Below are 17,804 nucleotides of genomic sequence, written 5' to 3'. Positions count from 1 at the left end.
GCGGGCGTCGGTATTTCTGCCCCGGCGAAGCTCAGGTCGGAGAGGCGGGCCGGACCGGGCCACGCGCCAGCCTGAAGGCCGCGATCACGCCGACGAGCCCGATCGGCAGGAAGGCCGCGAACACCCAGAATCCCACACGGGCGGCGGTTTCCGGATCGGGCAGCGCCCCGCCATGACCGCCGCCCAGGCCTGAGAGGTTGGCGGCGATGCCGGCCGCCGCCGCACCCAGGGCATAGCCCAGGATCTGCATGGTTGGCACGGCGGATGAGGCGCTCTCCCGCGCGTCATCGGGCACCGCACCGACGATGCGGCGGACGATGAACGCCCAGCACATGCCGAAGCCCGCGCCCTGCGCCGCTGCAAACGGGATCACCATCCACAGCGACCCATGCGGGATGACGATGGCGAAACCGGCAATGCCGCCCAGGATGACCACCGCGCCGGCACGGATCAGCCAGCGTTCGGCGCGGGGGCCGGCACCCGACAGCAGCACCGACGCGATCGTCCAGGCAACCGCCTCGATCGCGACCAGGAAGCCTGCGGTCAGGGCATCGGTGCCGTGCAGAACCACGAACAGGATCGGGCCATAGACCGTGAACGGCACGGTCCCGGCTGACAGGGTCAGCACCATCATCAGCCCCATGCCCTGGCGATGGCGCAGGTTCAGCGCCGCCGGCGGGAACAGGCCCCGGCCCAGCGGCTGGCGGCCGTCGACGCGAAAGAACACGGCCAGCAACGCCACACCGGCCAGGCCCAGAAGGGCTGCGGTGGTGATGGCGCCCGACACGCCCGCCGCCGCCACCGCCAGCACGGCGATGATCAGCAGCGCCAGCCGGCCGAACGGCACGCGGGCCGCCGGCATGGCATGGGCCTCGCCGCGTTCCGCCGCATCCATGGTGGCAATGCCCACCCGGTTCAGCAGCAGCCCGCCGGCCACGGCCACCACCAGCGCCTGCGCACCGAAGGCCCAGAACGCGCCGCGCCAGAGGCCGGCATCGGCGAACAGCCCGCCGATCATCGGCCCGGCCAGGGCGGATGCGCCCCACAGGCCCGACATGATCGCATAGAGCCTTGGCCACAGCCGGGGCTCGTAGAGTCTGGCCACCGAGACATGCGCCAGCGCCACCAGCGTGCCGCCGCCCACCCCCTGCACCAGCCGGCCGGCCAGCAAGGTGCCCATATCGGGGGCGAGGGCACTGATCACGCAGCCCACCGCGAAGGCTGCCGCGGCCAGGGTCGTCGCCCGGCCCAGCCCGGCCGCCCGCACCGCCAGCCCGGTGCAGGCGCCGGCCACGATCGAGCCCAGTTCGTACAGCGCCAATGCCCAGTTGACCCAGGCGATGCCGCCGATTTCGGCAGTCACCGCCGGCATGACCGTGGTGGTCAGCAGGCTGTCGGCCGCATGCAGCCAGATCCCCAGGCACAGCACCATGAAGGCGCCGAACCGCCCGCCCCGGCGGATTTCCGCCCAATCGCCACCCGTGGTGGTCATGCCGGCCTCCTTTATAGAAAGTGATAGCCTGTTTAATTTGGTTTCGATAATTTAAACAAGATATATTTTGTTAAATGGCTGTGAGCATGGGACCATGGCTCCCGTCACACTGCCCCCGGCTGGTGCCGGGGGAGCCTGCATGCAACATGAAGATCAGGTGGTGTTCAACGGCGCGATTTTGACCGGCCCGCACCGCCGGCCCGCCCGCATCCCGATCCGCCCGCTCCCCCGATCCGCCCGCTCCCCCGATCCGCCCGCTCCCCCGATCCGGCTGTGGGCCCGATCCGGCTGTGGGTCCGCCCGGCCGGTTGCGGCGGCCTTGCGGCTGACGGATGATGGCAAATAGTTGAGAGCCGCCACCTGACAAGGACGATATGACCGATAGCGACGATCGCCTGCTCACCCGGATCAAGACACTGGCGCCCGTGACCGCGGCGGACCTGGCCGCTGCCCTTGGCGTGACCGCGCAGGCCGTGCGCGAGAAGCTGGCGCGGCTGGTGGATGACGGTCTGGTCACCTTCGAAGACCGGGTCGAAGGCGTCGGCCGGCCGCGCCGCTTCTGGCGGCTGACGGCGGCCGGCCACGCGCATTTCCCCGACGGCCATGCCCGGCTGGCGGTGGACCTTCTGGAGGGCGTGCGCGCGATGACGGGCGATGCCGGGATCGACCAGTTGATCGCCGGCCGCGAGGCCGCCCAGCGGCGCAGCTATGCGGCGGCGCTGGCGGCTGCCGACGACGATGGCCCGGCGCGGCTGCGGGCGCTGGCCGCCGCGCGCAGCGCGGAAGGCTATATGGCCGAGATCACGGCTGATGCCGATCTGCCCGGCCAGTTCGTGTTGACCGAGCATCACTGCCCGATCTGTGCCGCCGCGACCATCTGTCAAGGGTTCTGCCGGTCCGAACTGGCGCTGTTCCGCGAGGCCCTGGGGCCGGACGCGATGGTGGAGCGCATCGCCCACCAGCCATCGGGCGATGCGCGCTGCGCCTATCGGGTGTGGTTCAGAACCGGTCGACCGTCAGACCGTTGATGTCGATATCAGGCTGGCGGCCCGACACCAGATCGGCGACCACCCGTCCTGATCCGGCGGCCATCGTCCAGCCCAGCGTGCCATGGCCGGTGTTGAGGTACAGGTTGCGGAAGCGCGTGGGGCCCAGGACCGGCACGCCATCGGGGCTGGCTGGCCTGAGCCCGCACCAGAATTCAGCGCGGCTGGTGTCACCGATGTCGGGAAACAGCGTCTCGACCGCTGTCAGGATGGCACGGGAGCGGACCGGGTTCATCGACAGGTCATAGCCGGCGAGTTCCGCCGTGCCGGCGGCGCGCAGCCGGTTGCCCAACCGGCTGAACACGATCCGCCGGGCGTTGTCGGTGATGCTGCCGCGCAGCGCCGCGTTGTGCCGGTCGACCGGCACGGTCACCGAATAGCCCTTCAGCGGATAGACCGGCAGGCCGACGCCGATCTGGCGCAGCAACAGGGGGGTATAGCTGCCAAGGGCCGCCACCACCGCATCGGCCCTGACGCTGGTGCCGTCCGACAGACGCACCGCGTTGACCCGGTCGCCATCCGTGTCCAGCGCCAGCACGCCGGTGCCATAGCGATAGAGGACGCCCATCTCACGGGTGCGCACGGCAAGGCGGGTGGTGAACAGATGGGCGTCGCCGCTTTCATCAGCGGGGCTGAGCACGCCGCCGGCCAGGCTGTCGCGGATGGCCGCCAGCGCCGGTTCATGGACGACGCAGTCATCGGCGCCAAGGACGGTCTGCGGACAGCCCAGATCGCGCGTCAGATGGCGGGCATGGTCGACGGCGCGACCGAAGCCGGCCTCGTTCTGATAGATGTGCAGGATGCCGCGCGCTTCCCGGTCATAGGAGATGGCTTCGTCCCGCCGGATCTGGTGCAGCATGTCCAGCGAATAGCGGCCGATACGCCAGGCGCGCTCGGTGTTGCGGCGGGTGGGCGCCGCGCGACAATTGGCCAGGAAGCGCAGGCCGAAGGCCCAGAGCTTCGGATCGGCGCGCCAGCGGATGATGACCGGCGCATCCTCGCGGAACAGCCACCGGGGCAGCAGCTTCAGGGTTTCGGGGTTGGCCCAGGGTTCGCAATGGCTGGGGCTGATCTGGCCGCCATTGGCGAAGCTGGTCTCAAGCCCCGATCCGGGCTGACGGTCGATGACCGTGACCTCGTGGCCCTGGCGCGCCAGAAAATAGGCGGTGGTGGTGCCGATGACACCACTGCCGAGAACGACGACCTGCACGGCAACCTGTCTCCGGATGGCGGGGTGGGGGGTGTGATCGCATCGGCTCTGCGACCCCGCGCCGCCTTGTCCGGCGTGGGTGCGGCGAGATATAAGCCCCTGACGGCCGCGAACCAAGCGTTGCGCGCCGATCGGAACATGATGCGGACCGGGCGGCGTCATGCGCGCCGCCGCTTGCAACATTGGAAGGGACGACGCCCATGCTGCGCACGATCTGGATCATCGGCGCGCTGAGCGCCCTGCTGGCGGTTGCCGCCGGTGCCTTCGCCACCCACGGGCTGCAACAACTGGGTGACGTGCACGGCGCCGATATCGTGCGCACCGGCGCGCTGTACGGGCTGGTTCACGGGCTGGTGCTGCTGGTGCTGGGCGTGGCTCACAGTCTGGCGGTGAAAGGCATGCTGCCGTTCGGACAGAAGCGGCTGCTGGCCGGCGCTGGTGCGGTAGCACTTGGCGCCGTGCTGTTCCCGGGCAGTCTTTATCTTTATGTCGCAACCGGATGGAGGCCGCTGGTGTTCGTGACGCCGGTGGGCGGCACGGCGTTTCTGATCGGCTGGGTGTTCATCGGCCTGTCGGTGTTTCGTGCCCGCGCCAGGGTTTGACGGCGCCGTTGCCGGGGGATCCGGCCCCACCGTGACCCGTGCGGACGCATCGACTTTCAGGCGTGCGCCGGCATGTTGGATGCAACTTTCACGCGGTCGAACATCGCTTGAAATTATGCTTTATGGTTTAATGGCTTGAACCCGCCGGTCGCGATGCTACCCTCTGGCCAGAGATGAGGCTTTTCACGGGATCTTCATGGCCATGGACCAGACCACGCAGCCGGCCAAATTCACGGGCACAGACAGCTATGTCGCGACCGAGGATCTGATGATGGCGGTGAACGCCGCCCTGACCTTGGGACGACCACTGCTGATCAAGGGCGAGCCCGGGACCGGCAAGACCATGTTGGCGGAAGAAGTGGCGCGCGCCCTTGGCCGGCCGCTGCATCAGTGGCATGTGAAGTCGACCAGCAAGGCCCAGCAGGGGCTTTACGAATACGACGCGGTGTCGCGGCTGCGCGACAGCCAGCTTGGCGACGACAAGGTCAAGAGCGTCGACAACTACATCATCCGTGGCGCGCTGTGGGACGCCTTCGCCAGCGAAGAGCCCACCGTGGTTCTGATCGACGAGATCGACAAGGCGGATATCGAATTCCCCAACGACCTGCTCCGCGAGCTGGACCGGATGGAATTCTATGTCTACGAGACCCGGGCGACGGTGCGCGCCATTCACCGGCCGCTGGTGATCATCACGTCCAACAATGAAAAGGAACTGCCCGACGCCTTCCTGCGCCGGTGCTTCTTCCATTTCATCGCCTTCCCCGATGCCGACACCATGCGGGCGATCGTGGATGTGCATTATCCGGGCATCAAGCAGGCGCTGGTGCGTGAGGCGCTGGAGATGTTCTTTGGTGTCCGCGAGATGCCGGGCCTGAAGAAGAAGCCCTCGACATCGGAACTGCTCGACTGGCTGAAGCTGCTGCTGGCCGAGGATCTGGACGCCGAGACCCTGCGCGAGGCCAAGGACAAGGCCCTGCCGCCGCTGTATGGCGCCCTGATCAAGAACGAACAGGATGTGTCGCTGGCCCAGCGGCTGGTGTTCATGGCCAAGCGTCGTGCGGAAGGCCCCGGTCGCGGCTGACCATTGCGGACCGCGCCCGGCCAAGGGCGTGGATCGCCGCCGATGAACACTGATGATACCGGCCCTGACATGCTGCGCGCGTCGGCGGGGGAACCGCCCGCCGCGCCCCGCATGCCGGGTTCCAACCGCTGGTGAAGGTTGCGCGCTGATGCTGATCGATTTCTTCTTCAAGCTTCGCGAAGCGAAGCTGCCCGTGACGATCAAGGAATATCTGGTCCTGATCGAGGGCATGCAGGCGGGACTGGCCCAGTTCTCGCCCGAAGAATTCTATTACCTCGCGCGCACCTCGCTGGTGAAGAACGAGAAGCATTTCGATCGTTTCGATCAGGTCTTCGGCGCCTATTTCAACGGCGCCCAGGCCCATTTCACGGCGATCGAGGGCGCCATTCCCGAGGAATGGCTGCGCAAGCTGGCCGAAAAGCACCTGACGCCCGAAGAGATGGCCGAGATCGAGGCACTGGGCGGTTGGGAAAAGCTGATGGAGACGCTGAAACAGCGTCTTGAGGAACAGAAAGGCCGTCATCAGGGCGGCAATAAATGGATCGGCACGGCCGGCACCAGCCCGTTCGGCGCCTATGGCTATAATCCGGAAGGTGTGCGCATCGGTCAGGACCGGTCGCGCAACCGCCGCGCGGTGAAGGTCTGGGACCAGCGCGCCTTCAAGAATTACGACGACGATGTCGAGCTTGGCACCCGCAACATCAAGGTGGCCCTGAAACGGCTGCGCGCCTTCGTGCGCGAAGGCTCGGATCTGGAACTGGATCTGCCCGACACGATCCGCTCCACCGCCCGCAATGCCGGCTACCTCGACATCAAGCTGGTGCCCGAGAAGCGGAACAAGGTGAAGGTACTGTTGTTCCTCGATGTCGGCGGATCGATGGATGATCACGTCAAGCTGTGCGAAGAGCTGTTCAGCGCCGCCCGTACCGAATTGAAGCATCTCGAATATTATTACTTCCACAATTTCATCTATGAAAATGTGTGGAAGGACAATTACCGGCGCTTTTCGGAGCGGACGCCCACGCTCGACGTTCTGAACAAGTTCGGCCCCGACTATAAGGTGATCTTCGTGGGCGATGCCACGATGAGCGCCTATGAGATCGTGATGCCCGGCGGTTCGGTCGAGCACTGGAACGAGGAATCCGGTCAGGTCTGGATGCGCCGGTTCATCGATCATTTCCCCAAGATCGTCTGGCTGAACCCCGAGCCGAAGCAGCGCTGGCGCTATACCGAAAGTGTCAAGATCACCCAGAAGCTGATGGAGGAGCGGATGTATCCGCTGACCCTTCGCGGTCTGGACGAGGCGTTGCGCTATCTGAGCCGTTAAACCACCGGCCGTGAGCGGCGCCGGCCCGGCAGACGATGCCGGGGCGGCATGAGGTGTCGCATCATGCGGTTGTTTCTGTTGCAGGAAGCCGCTGTTTGCCGCTAATCTGTTGCTAACGGTTCGCACCCATGACGAACCGATATCGTGCCATGTTCTTGGATTGCGTGACGGCCCTCAAGGGCCGCAGGTGGTCGTTTGACTCCAACCGGTTGATCGGGTGGTGGCACGATGGTGTCGAATACATCGGACCGGGAGCCGGAACGGCTCCCAAGGCAACGGGTGGTGCCGTCGGCGTTGAGACATCCGCCGACGGCACCACTGCCTTCATCTTCCCAGCCAACACATCCCCCGCTTTCGTCGTCGGCATCAGCCGCGGCCGCGGCCAATCTGTCTGCGGCCGCGCGTGCGGCATCGGACAGGCTGGCCTCGATGCGTTCGGCAACGGCGCTTGCCGGTGCCGCGTTCTCGGCATCGGCACTGCTGTCTGACATGGAGCCGGGCCGGGGAGCGGAGAGGGCCGACGGGTCGGAGACGGGTCACGACCTGTTCACCGACAGCCTGCGCGACTTGCGCAGCGCGCTCGCGGCCCTGTTCGCCCTGCTGGGCATGACGCCTGAAGAGGCGCGCGGTGCCGCCGACAAGGCGGTGGCGGGCGAAGACCTGCCCGACGGCCAAAGCGGTGCCCCCGGCACGGTATCGGCTGCCGCCGTCGGGCCTTCGGCCTTCGGTCTGGGCGGGCTGGATGTGCCCGACGGTGCCGCCCGCACGCTGGGCAAGGCCTTGAGCAAGGGCGCCCGGGCGCTGCACTGGGAAATGATCGCCCTGCTGCTGCGGCTGGGGATGGAGCCGGCGGCCGCACGGGTCGCGGCCTCGCGGCTGCTGGCTGGTGTTGCCGCATCCGGCGGCGGTGGCGACAGTCTGGCGCCGTCGCTGGTTCTGGCCGACATCCGCCGGGGCGTTGCGCCGTCCGCGGGCGCGGTCGGGCTGGCGCTGGCCGTGAAGTCGCTGAGCCTGGAGCGCGACGACACCCATGTCCGACTGCATCTGGACCAGCTGGTTCTGCGTGGCTTTCCGCTGGCGTCCGATGGTGTCCGCCTGGTCCGGGGCGATGCCACCGGCCGACGGCTGACCGCCGATCTGGTGATTCCGACCGGCGTATTGCTGCCACCCGATCCGGTCACGGATGCGGCGGCTATTCGGCAGCCAGTGCGATGACCGGATCCATACGCGCGGCTTTGCGGGCTGGCAGATAGCCGAAGACGACCCCGGTCAGGAAGGCGCAGCCGAAGGCAAGCAGGGCTGGTGCCGGGGTGATCAGCACATCGAAGCCCGCGCTGGCGAGCAGAAGTGCCGCCGGCAGCCCGACACCGATGCCGACGACGCCGCCAATGCCGCAGACGACCACCGCTTCGACATTGAACTGCATCAGGATGCTGCGCATCCGCGCACCGGTCGCCATGCGGATGCCGATCTCGCGGGTGCGTTCGGTTACCGAGACCAGCATGATGTTCATGACCCCGATGCCGCCGACCAGCAGCGAAATCGCCGCAACCGCCCCCAGCAGCAGGGCGAAGCTGCGCTGGCTGTCGCTCATCGCCGCCTGAACCGCGGCGGTGTCGCGGATCTGGAAGTTGCGGACGCGGTGCCGGTCCAGCAACAGGCTGTCGATCTGACGCGCGACCAGGGCGACCTGATCGGCGCTCTCGACCCGGACCGTGACGGAGCTGACATGCGACCGGCCAAGGATGCGCAGAAAGCCGGTCGACAAGGGCATCAGCACCACATCGTCCTGATCGCTGCCGCTTTGTGTCGCCCCTTTCGCGGCCAGGACGCCGATCACCTCGAAGGGGATGTTCCTGACCAGAACATAGCCGCCGATCGGGTCGCTTCCGTCGGGGAACAGATTGCGGGCGACGGTATCGCCCAGCACCAGCACAGACCGGTAGTCGTAGACGTCGGCGGCGCTGATGAATTGGCCGCGCGCCATCTGCCAGTTCCTGACCAGCAGCGCATCCGGCCACACGCCCTGAGCCATGGTGGTGTAGTCGATGCCGCCGACCCTGAGCGTGGTGCGCAGATTGCGTTCGGGAGCGGTGGCGACGATTCCGTCGATCTGCCGGATTGCTTGCACATCCTCGACCGTCAGCGAGGTGATGTCGCCAACCGCCCTGACACCCGGCGCGCCGCCCCGCACCGTCAGCAGATTGGTGCCCATGGTGGCAATCCGCTCCAGCGTCACCGCCCGGCTGCCATCGCCGATCGCGAGCATGGCGATGACCGACGCCACCCCGATCACCACCCCCAGCAGGGTGAGCAGCGAGCGGAACAGGTTGACCCGCAGGGCATGCAGCGCCATCCGCACCGCCGCGCCGAGATCGGTCAGCCCGAACCACGGCCTGCGCTGCATGCCGGGTTCGGTGGATGCCGGTGGTTCGGTGGCCGGTGAATCTGCCTTCAGAGGATCGGTGGCCGATGCCGAAACGCCACTGTCTGCGACGATGCGGCCATCGCGCATCCTGATCTGACGACTGGCATGGGCCGCGACTGCCGCATCGTGGGTGATCAGGATGACGGTGCGGCCCTCGCGGTTCAGATCCTTCAGCAAGGCCAGCACCTCGGCGCCACTTGCCTCGTCGAGCGCGCCCGTCGGCTCGTCGGCCAGGATGATCTCGGCATCATTGACCAGCGCCCGGGCGATCGAGACCCGCTGCTGCTGGCCGCCCGACATCTGGTTCGGCCGATGTCCGGCACGGGCGCCGAGCCCCAGACGGTCGAGCAGGGTGGCGGCAGCCCGGTGACGGTCGCGCGCGGCACGCCCCGCATAGACCGCCGGAACCTCGACATTTTCGCGCGCGGTCAGGCCGGGGAGCAGATTATAGCGCTGGAAGACGAAGCCGAAGCGACGGTTGCGCAGGCGGGCGAGCGCGTCGCGATCCAGCCTCGACACGTCCTGGCCGTCGACCAGATAACGCCCGCCGTCCGGCCGGTCGAGACAGCCAAGGATGTTCATGAGCGTGGTCTTGCCCGATCCGGACGCGCCCATGATCGCGACCATCTCGCCGGCGTGAATGGTCAATGACACGCCGGTCAAAGCCATGACGCCGCCGGCGCCGCCGAAATGGCGCGAGACGGTGTCGAGCACCAGCAGAGGCGCGGATGCGGGACAATCGGGGGTCATGGCGCCGGAGCGGCCGCGCGTGCCGTGGCGGCAGCGGGTGGGCGCCCGCCACTGCGCCAGCTGCCGACGGTGCCCGGCGCCCCACCCATGGCAGGCTCAGGCCCGATCACCACGGCATCACCCGGATGAAGCCCCGCCAGCACCTGGGCATGGCCGCGATCGACCAGCCCGATCCGCACCGGCCGGGTTTCGGTCCGCCCGTCGGGCAGCCGGAGCGCGACCACCCGGCCATCGGCCCCGTCGTGCAGCGCCGCCAGCGGCACCAGGGGCACATCGATCGCCTGATCCAGAATGAAGAACACCTGTGCGGTCATCGCGGTCATCAGCGCGCCGTCGGGGTTGGCGATGTCGATCAGCACGTCGTAGAGCACCACGTCGTTCAAGGTCTGCGGGGTCGGCAGCACCCGGCTTTCCCACACCCGATCGGGCATGCCGAGGGTGGAGAACCGCACCGGCTGACCCGTTCGGATGCGCACGTCATCGGCCTCGGCTTCGGTGGTGGCATTGGCCGGCATGCCCCGGTCGATCCACAGCCTGGCGCCCACCGTGATCGTGGCCAGAACGGCCAGTACCGCTGCGATACGCATGCCCCTGTGGCGGGTGATGGATATGGGCCGTGATGTCATGCGATCCTGACCTGAGGCGGGTGCTGCATGAGGGGGTGGCGGTGCGCTCCGGGCATTGACATGCGGCGCGTGCGAAATCCTACGCGGCAGTGCGAGGCGACGCCATCACTGATCCCTGGCACTGATCCCCGGCATTGATCCCTGGGCGCGTCGGCAGTTGAATGGGGCCACACCGGCCGCGCCGGAAACCCGTATCCGAGGATATATGCCGTCATGGGCAAGAAGGATCGCAAGCAGGACAAGGCCGAGCGCAAGGCCAAGGCGGCCGAATGGCGGGCCGGGGCACCGGAGGCGGTGGCCGAATTGCTGCCCGGCGAGGACACCGACCGGGCACTGAAGCGCCTGCAGGATCAGCTTGTCATGCTTCAGCATGCCTATGTCATCCACGGCCATCGCGGCATTGTGGTGCTGGAGGGCTGGGATGCCGCCGGCAAGGGCGGGCTGATCCGCCGGGTCGGCTGGTGCCTGGACCCCCGCCATCTGCGGGTGCATTCGATCGGCGCCCCAAACCAGACCGAGAAGCGCCAGCACTGGATGCAGCGCTTCTGGACCCGGGTGCCGGAAAATGGCCGCATGGCGATCTTCGACCGGTCCTGGTATGGCCGGGTGCTGGTGGAACGGATCGAGGGCTTTGCCAGCGAGACCGAGTGGCAGCGTGCCTATCACGAGATCCGTGCCTTCGAGACGACCCTGCTGGACGAAGGCATCCATATCGTCAAGCTGCTGCTCGACATCACGCCCGAGGTGCAGTTGGACCGGCTTCAGGCCCGGTACGACAATCCCGAGAAGCGCTGGAAGCTGACAGAAGACGATCTGCGTAACCGCGCGCGCTGGCGCGATTACGAGGAGGCCTATGGTGAGATGGTCGAGCGCACCTCGCTCGACCGCGCGCCCTGGCAGCGGATCAATGCCAATGACAAGGACACCGCCCGCATCGCCGCGTTCGAAGCGATCATCCGTGGTCTGGGCGACGGTGTCGACGTGAGCGAACCGGTGGTGCCGCCGCTGATCCGGGCATTTTTTGGGGATCCGTCCTGACAGGGTGCGGGCCTGACGGAGAGGGTTTTCGATGCCCGAGATAGCCGTGCCCACGCCCTATCTGGATCTGGCAAGCGCGCTCGCCATCGGCGCGCTGATCGGCTTCGAGCGCGAGAAGCACAAGGCCGATCAGCATCTGCGCGGCGCCATGGGCCTGCGCAGCTTCATCATCGCGGCCCTGGCCGGTGCCGCCGGCGCACTGGTCACCACGGCACTGAACAGCCCATGGCCGCTGGTGGCGGTGCTGATAGGGGTGGCCGCCGTGGTCGTGGCCTCGCATGTCGAGGCGGCGGTCCATGATCCGAGCAAGCTGGGCGCCACCACCGAACTCGCCGCCATCGCCACGACGGCGCTGGCGGCACTGGCGGTGCTTGGTCATCGCGACATGGCGGTGCCGCTGGCGGTTGCCTGCGCGGCGGCGCTGGCGTTCAAAGCGCCGCTGAAGCGGATGGTGGCCGGCTTCGGCCGGGACGACATCCACGGCATGATGAAGCTGCTGATCGCCAGCTTCATCGTTCTGCCACTGCTGCCCGACCGGACACTGGACCCGTGGGATGCGATCAATCCCTATCGGTTGTGGCTGCTCGTCATCCTGATCACCGCGCTCAGCCTGGTCGGCTATGTCGCGGTCCGGCGCTATGGCGCCCGCACGGGCACATTGATGACCGCGCTGGCCGGCGCGCTGGTGTCGTCGACGGCGGTCACCCTGTCGCTGGCCCGTCACGCCCGCACCGGCGATATCGCCACCCGCCGCGCGGCGGCTGGCGGCATCCTGGCCGGATGGACCGTGATGGCATTGCGGGTCGCGGTGCTGCTCGCGGCTGTGAACTCCGCGATCCTGCTGCTGCTGTGGCCGGTTCTGGCAGCCCTGATCGCCCCGGCGCTGGCCGGCGCGCTGTGGCTTCTGGTGCTGCGGCAGGCGCCATCCGTGGCGCCCGTGGTGCCGGCTAAAGGCGACGGCGCCCCGTCCGCCGATCAGGCATCGGCGGCGCCGGCGGCCGAGGTGCGGACATCGGTCGACAACCCGTTCAGCCTGGGCCCCGCCATTCGCTTCGCGGTTCTGATGGCGGCGATCATGCTGGTGTCGGCCCTGGCGGAACGGTATCTGGCGCCGACGGCGCTGGTGGCCGTGGGGGCATTGTCGGGGCTGGCCGATGTCGATGCGATCACCGTGTCGATGGCGGAGCGCAGCATCGGTGATGCCAGCCGCATCAATCTCGCGGCGGCGGCGATCGTGGCCGCGGCCGTGGTCAATACGGCGGTCAAATACGGTCTGGCATTGACCGCAGGCGGCCGCGGTCTGGCATGGCTGCTGGCGCCGGCAACGGCAGCCGCGTTGCTGGCGGCGATCGCCGCGGCGGTTCTGCGGCTGTGATCAGGGCGTGCGCGCGGTCATTCCTCGCGCGCGGCGCCCTCGATGCTGTGCAGCAGCGGTTCGATCAGATAATCGAGGGCGGTGCGTTCCCGCAACGGCACCATCACTTCCGCCGGCATGCCGGCGGTCAGCGTGGCATCGGGCAGGCGGGCCAGTTCTGACGGTGGGACCTCGACGCGCAGATCATAGTAGCCGACACCGGTGCGTTCGTCCGTCAGCCGGTCGGCGGACACCTGCGACACGCTGCCATCCAGCACCGGCGTTGTCCGATAGGGATAGGCTGTCAGCCGCACCTCGGCCTTCATGCCATGGCGCACGTCATCGACCTGATCGGGGCGCAACTGGGCACGAACGATCAGCGGCGCGTCGCTGGGCACGATCTCCATGATGGTCTCGCCCGCGCGGATCACGCCGCCGACGGTGAAGGCGATCAGCCCCACGACCGCGCCCGATGCCGGCGCCTTCACATCGGTGCGACCCAACTGGGCGCGCACCGCTTCCAGGCGCGGGGTCAGGTCGAACAACTGTTCCTGGGTCTGTCGCAGTTGTTCCGCCACCTCCGTCTGGCGCTCGCGCTCGATCTGGTCGATCTGAAGCCGGGCCTCGCCGATGGCCTGGGCCGCACGCGCGGCATTGGCCTCGTTCTCGCCCCGCTCGCCATCCAGGGATGCGGCGGCACGCTCCAGGGCCAGCACCCGGGTTTTCGGCGTCAGCCCCTTTTCGTATAGCGATCGGGTGCCCTTCAACTCGTCGCGGATCAGCGCAAGCTGGCGGCGATTGGCATCGGCCTGAGCCTTGAAGCCGGAAATCTGGGCCTCAAGCTGAACGATGCGCTGGCTGAGGATGTCCACCTGATTGCCACGCGAACTGGTGCGGGTCGCAAACACCCGTTCCTGGCCATGCACCAACTGGTCGATCTCGCCGACCTGGCCCAGCCGGGCCACGATGTCGGGCGGAAACACGATCGCGTCCAGCCCGTCGCGCTCCGCGACCAGCCGCGCCTCAAGGATCGTCAGGGCATCGGTCTGCTTCGACAGCACGCTTTCCTGGGCACGCAATTCGGTGCTGTCCAGACGCAACAGCATCTGGCCGGCGGCTACCCGGTCGCCTTCGCGCACCGGCAGTTCGGCGACGATGCCGCCATCGCGGTGCTGCACCGCCTGGCGGTTGCCTTCCACGATCACCACGCCGGGGGCGATGGCGGCGCTGTTCAGCGGCGCCAGCGCCGCCCAGCCACCCAGCACGCCAAAGAACAGCAGGCCCACGATGATGCCGGTGCGCATCGGCCGCCCGGCGCCGTCATCGACCGTTCCAGGCGCGACGGGCGGGCGGGCGGCAGCGGTTGCCGGTGCCGATTGCATGCTCATGCGTCGCCTCCGCGCCGATCATCGGGATCACGGCCGCCATCCCGGCGATTGTTGTCGGCACTGCCGGTACCACGCGGCGTCGGCCGCCCCTGCGGCTGTGGTGCATTGGGATGGGGGGCATTGGGATGGGGTGCATTGGGATGGGTCGGGGCCGGGGGGCGCCCGCCTTCGGCGCGGGGCGTGCTCAACGCCTTCACCACCTCGGCCGTCGGTCCATACATGTGAACCCGGCCTTCGCGCAGCACCAGCAACCGGTCCGACAGGCCCAGAATGCCGGTGCGGTGCGCCACGATCAGCACGGTGCGGCCTTCGGTCCGCAGACGTTTCAGGGCGATGACCAGAGCTTGCTCGCCATCATTGTCCAGGCTGGAATTCGGTTCGTCGAGCGCGATGATCGCCGGGTCGCCATAGAGCGCGCGGGCAAAGCCGATCCGCTGACGCTGGCCGCCCGACAGGCCGATGCCGCCATCGCCGACCCGGGTATCATAGCCCTGCGGCAGGGCCAGGATCATGTCATGGGCACCGGCGCGTTCGGCCGCCTGGATGACCAGGGCATCGTCGGCATCGCCGAAGCGGGCAATGTTGTCGCGCACGGAACCCGCCAGCAGCACGACATCCTGCGGCAGATAGCCGATCGCCGGCCCCAGCCGTTCCCGCGGCCAGCGCGCCGCATCGGCTCCATCCAGCCGCACCGATCCCGACAGCGGCACCCACAGCCCGATCATCAGCCTGAGCAGGGTCGACTTGCCTGCCGCCGATGGCCCCAGTATGCCGATGGTCTCGCCGGCGCGCACATCCAGGTCGACGCCACCGATCGCCGGCCGTTCGGCGCCGGCCATGCGGAACACCACGCGGTCCAGGGTAATGGCGCCCTTCGGACGGGGCAATTCGGTCTGCCCCGGCCGCGGCGGCGGGGTGGCGGCAAGGGCGGACTTCACCCGGCCATAGGCCTCGCGCGCCGAGGTCATCTGCCGCCACATGCCGACGATCTGTTCGATCGGCGCCAGTGCCCGGCCGATGAGGATCGAGCCTGCAAACATCGCCCCGGGCGTGATCTCGCGTTCGATGGCAAGCCAGGCGCCGATCGCCAGCACCAGGATCTGCAACGACAGCCGCACGCCCTTGGTGGCGGCCGACCAGAAGGCGCCGCGTTCGGCCGACCGGGCATGTCCGGCCAGGCCTTCCATCCGCGCGTCGTGCCAGCGGCTGATCAGCGAGGGCGCCAGCCCCATCGCCTCGATCGGCTCTGCCTCGCGGATCAGGGCATCGCCGGCCGCATGGGCGCGCAACTGCGCCTGCCCGGCGGCGGCGGCGGCGGCCTTGCGCATGCTGTATTCGCCGGCGATCGCCAACGCCAGCAGCAGCACCGATCCACCCAGGGCCAGCATGCCAAGCCAGGGATGGATGATCCACATGATCGCCACATAGACCGGCATCCAGGGCAGATCGAACATCGCCCCCGGCGCCGGCCCCGACAGAAACATCCGCAGGGTCTCAAGATCGCGCAAGGGCTGTGCCGCCGGCGGCTGGCCGGGCAGGGCGGACTGGCGGATCAGCCGTGCGAGCAGCGGCCCCGCCAGCACCCGGTCGACGCGCAGGCCCGCGCGGCTCATCAGAATGCCGCGCACCCGGTCGAGCGATGCCATGGCCAGCAGGGCCACCAGCGCGATGACGGTCACGAATATCAGGGTTTCGCCGCTGCCGCTGGACAGCACCCGGTCATAGACCTGCAGCATGTACAGCGACGGCGTCAGATACAGCAGGTTCACCGCGGCGCTGAATACCGCCGTGGCCCCGAGATGCCGACGGATGGCGGCGCGCGCCCGGTCGATCAGACGGGCGCCATCGACGTCGTCGCCGGGAACCGGCGCCACCGGCCGTATGGTGGATGGCCGGGCCATGGCAGGGATATGGGGCGGGCTGACGGTCATCGGGCCAGAGATCCGGGGGCTGTTATCTGATGTGCATCAGGGCGCACAGGCAGGTTGCGCGTCTGAGCGGACAATCATCATATATCAAGCGATGTGACGCGTATGTAACCGCCTATCAATATCGACGATCAGGGCACATGTCATCCGGCTTCCGGTTGCATGGCAAAGGACACAGCGCCATGTAGGTGTGTGACCGTGCACGCGGCCGTCACGATCGGGCGCGTCGCTGCTTGAAAAACACCGGAGCGAACATGATGACATAGATGACGCGCATCACATGGAACACCGCGACCACGGCGGCATCCAGGCCCAACGACAGCGCGATCAGCCCCATTTCGGTGAACCCGCCCGGCACCAGGCTGAGCAGCATCGCCAGCCTGGGCGCACCGGTCACAGCGGTGAACACCGGCGTGAACAGGATCGCCGTCACCAGCATCATCAGTGCCGAAATGATCGCCAGAATGACGATCCGGGCGAGTTTGCGCATCGACAGCCCGGCAAAGCGGGCGCCCATCATGGCGCCGGCCAGCATCTGGGCAAGGGCGATCGCCGCGGTCGGCAGTTGCAGGGTCACCAACCCTGACAGATGCAGGGCGCCCGAGACCAGCAGCGAGCCGATGAAAGTGGCACCTGGAATGCCGGTGCGGCTGGCCAGCCGATAGCCCAGGATGCCGCCCGCCACCAGCACGACATAGCTCGCGATCATGCCCGCCATGCCGCCGCCGGCCCAGATGGCGATCAGCCCGTCCTGTGTCGCATGCCGCGGGGTGATGGTGGCGGCGACGCTGTAGCCTTCGACATAGGCGAGGTAGAGCGGCACGGTGAAAACCACCGCATAGATCCGCACCGCATGGGTCAGTGCCACGGTCGCGATGTCGGCGTGGTGGTCTTCGGCCACGCGGGTCATCTCGTTGATGCCACCGGGCATGGCGGCAAAGAAGGCGGTGGCCCGGTCGACGCGGCCGAAGGCGATCATCAGCCAGTAGCCCATAGAGAACAGCAGCAGGATATAGGCCGCCAGCGCCGCCAGCCCCAGCGGCCAGCCGGCGGCATGGGCAAAGACATCCGGGGTGAAGCTGCCGCCCAGCACCATGCCGAGCGCCACCACGGTCCAGTTCCGCAACCGCCGGTTGGCAATCAGCGGCGCCCCCAGAATGCCGGTGAGCGCGGTCAGGCTCATGGCACCCAGCATCCATGCCAGCGGCAGATGCCACCAGGCGAACAGCCCGCCACCGGCGGCACCGATCAGCAGGGTCAGACACAGACGTGCGGCCTTGTGCCGGTCGGCGCCGCCGGTTGTCGTCACGGACGGCGGCTGTGGCTGATGTCGATCGGCGGACACGGGGGGATGGTCCTTGCAAACGCGATGATTGAAGTGGCAGGCTGGTCGCATATGGTATACCAAAGCCGTGCCGGCCTGCCCATCGACCAGTGCCGTCAGGGGTGCGCACAGGGCAACGAGTCCAGGTTAACGCGCTTGCAGAGCCGCCATGAGGTATTGTGTGTCCCACGTAGCAAGTTTGCGCCTGGC

At 67.8% G+C, this 17,804-nt stretch carries 15 protein-coding genes; 8 read left to right on the top strand and 7 right to left on the bottom strand.

Going from position 1 to position 17,804, the window contains the following annotated elements; translation table 11 throughout:
- Nucleotides 1-31: 31 nt before the first annotated feature.
- Nucleotides 32-1,492: an MFS transporter gene (locus IEW15_RS03600; RefSeq protein ID WP_188574998.1), complete on the bottom strand. Its 1,461-nt coding sequence runs from the start codon at nucleotides 1,490-1,492 to the stop codon at nucleotides 32-34.
- Nucleotides 1,493-1,866: 374 nt separating this feature from the next.
- Here IEW15_RS03600 and IEW15_RS03595 point away from each other — a divergent pair, with 374 nt between their 5' ends.
- Nucleotides 1,867-2,520: a helix-turn-helix transcriptional regulator gene (locus IEW15_RS03595; protein WP_188574996.1), complete on the top strand. Its 654-nt coding sequence runs from the start codon at nucleotides 1,867-1,869 to the stop codon at nucleotides 2,518-2,520.
- Here the strand turns inward: IEW15_RS03595 and IEW15_RS03590 are convergent.
- Nucleotides 2,492-3,748: a D-amino acid dehydrogenase gene (locus tag IEW15_RS03590; RefSeq protein ID WP_188574994.1), complete on the bottom strand. Its 1,257-nt coding sequence runs from the start codon at nucleotides 3,746-3,748 to the stop codon at nucleotides 2,492-2,494. The two genes, IEW15_RS03595 and IEW15_RS03590, sit on opposite strands and share 29 nt — an antisense overlap.
- Nucleotides 3,749-3,948: 200 nt before the next feature.
- Between IEW15_RS03590 and IEW15_RS03585 the strand changes: the two genes are divergently transcribed.
- The 5 genes from IEW15_RS03585 to IEW15_RS03565 all read left to right on the top strand — a co-directional run bounded on the left by IEW15_RS03585 (nucleotide 3,949) and on the right by IEW15_RS03565 (nucleotide 7,973).
- Nucleotides 3,949-4,350 (top strand): DUF423 domain-containing protein, encoded by a 402-nt coding sequence (locus tag IEW15_RS03585; protein ID WP_188574992.1) that lies wholly within the window; start codon nucleotides 3,949-3,951, stop codon nucleotides 4,348-4,350.
- A gap of 202 nt (nucleotides 4,351-4,552) precedes the next feature.
- Nucleotides 4,553-5,431, top strand: a complete 879-nt coding sequence (locus IEW15_RS03580) for an AAA family ATPase (protein WP_229707796.1) — start codon at nucleotides 4,553-4,555, stop codon at nucleotides 5,429-5,431.
- Nucleotides 5,432-5,579: 148 nt separating this feature from the next.
- Entirely contained in the window at nucleotides 5,580-6,758 is a 1,179-nt protein-coding gene (locus tag IEW15_RS03575) for a vWA domain-containing protein (RefSeq protein ID WP_188574988.1), read from the top strand.
- A 149-nt stretch (nucleotides 6,759-6,907) separates the two neighbouring features.
- Nucleotides 6,908-7,246 (top strand): hypothetical protein, encoded by a 339-nt coding sequence (locus IEW15_RS03570; RefSeq protein WP_188574986.1) that lies wholly within the window; start codon nucleotides 6,908-6,910, stop codon nucleotides 7,244-7,246.
- Nucleotides 7,188-7,973, top strand: a complete 786-nt coding sequence (locus IEW15_RS03565; RefSeq protein ID WP_188574984.1) for a hypothetical protein — start codon at nucleotides 7,188-7,190, stop codon at nucleotides 7,971-7,973. The genes IEW15_RS03570 and IEW15_RS03565 overlap by 59 nt, the downstream gene beginning before the upstream one ends.
- Here the strand turns inward: IEW15_RS03565 and IEW15_RS03560 are convergent.
- Nucleotides 7,951-9,936: a MacB family efflux pump subunit gene (locus IEW15_RS03560; RefSeq protein WP_188574982.1), complete on the bottom strand. Its 1,986-nt coding sequence runs from the start codon at nucleotides 9,934-9,936 to the stop codon at nucleotides 7,951-7,953. The two genes, IEW15_RS03565 and IEW15_RS03560, sit on opposite strands and share 23 nt — an antisense overlap.
- Nucleotides 9,933-10,523, bottom strand: coding sequence for an efflux RND transporter periplasmic adaptor subunit (locus tag IEW15_RS03555; RefSeq protein WP_188574980.1), 591 nt, complete (start codon nucleotides 10,521-10,523; stop codon nucleotides 9,933-9,935). The genes IEW15_RS03560 and IEW15_RS03555 overlap by 4 nt, the downstream gene beginning before the upstream one ends.
- A 252-nt stretch (nucleotides 10,524-10,775) precedes the next feature.
- Here IEW15_RS03555 and IEW15_RS03550 point away from each other — a divergent pair, with 252 nt between their 5' ends.
- Together IEW15_RS03550 and IEW15_RS03545 are read left to right on the top strand one after the other, a co-directional pair.
- Nucleotides 10,776-11,600 carry a polyphosphate kinase 2 family protein gene (locus tag IEW15_RS03550; protein ID WP_188574979.1) on the top strand — a complete coding sequence of 275 codons (825 nt, stop codon included), beginning with the start codon at nucleotides 10,776-10,778 and terminating at the stop codon, nucleotides 11,598-11,600.
- Nucleotides 11,601-11,631: 31 nt separating this feature from the next.
- Nucleotides 11,632-12,975 carry an MgtC/SapB family protein gene (locus IEW15_RS03545; protein ID WP_188574978.1) on the top strand — a complete coding sequence of 448 codons (1,344 nt, stop codon included), beginning with the start codon at nucleotides 11,632-11,634 and terminating at the stop codon, nucleotides 12,973-12,975.
- A gap of 17 nt (nucleotides 12,976-12,992) precedes the next feature.
- Here the strand turns inward: IEW15_RS03545 and IEW15_RS03540 are convergent, their stop codons facing one another.
- The 3 genes from IEW15_RS03540 to IEW15_RS03530 all read right to left on the bottom strand — a co-directional run bounded on the left by IEW15_RS03540 (nucleotide 12,993) and on the right by IEW15_RS03530 (nucleotide 17,615).
- Nucleotides 12,993-14,342, bottom strand: coding sequence for an HlyD family type I secretion periplasmic adaptor subunit (locus tag IEW15_RS03540; protein ID WP_188574977.1), 1,350 nt, complete (start codon nucleotides 14,340-14,342; stop codon nucleotides 12,993-12,995).
- Complete coding sequence (locus IEW15_RS03535; protein WP_188574975.1) at nucleotides 14,339-16,273, bottom strand: type I secretion system permease/ATPase; 1,935 nt, start codon at nucleotides 16,271-16,273, stop codon at nucleotides 14,339-14,341. The genes IEW15_RS03540 and IEW15_RS03535 overlap by 4 nt, the downstream gene beginning before the upstream one ends.
- Nucleotides 16,274-16,481: 208 nt before the next feature.
- On the bottom strand, nucleotides 16,482-17,615 hold the full coding sequence (locus IEW15_RS03530) for an AbrB family transcriptional regulator (protein ID WP_188574973.1): 1,134 nt from the start codon (nucleotides 17,613-17,615) through the stop codon (nucleotides 16,482-16,484).
- Nucleotides 17,616-17,804 lie beyond the last annotated feature (189 nt).

It is taken from the genome of Tistrella bauzanensis, from assembly GCF_014636235.1.
Classification (GTDB): Bacteria; Pseudomonadota; Alphaproteobacteria; order Tistrellales; family Tistrellaceae; genus Tistrella; species Tistrella bauzanensis.
This window is presented reverse-complemented; position numbering and strand designations above follow the sequence as displayed.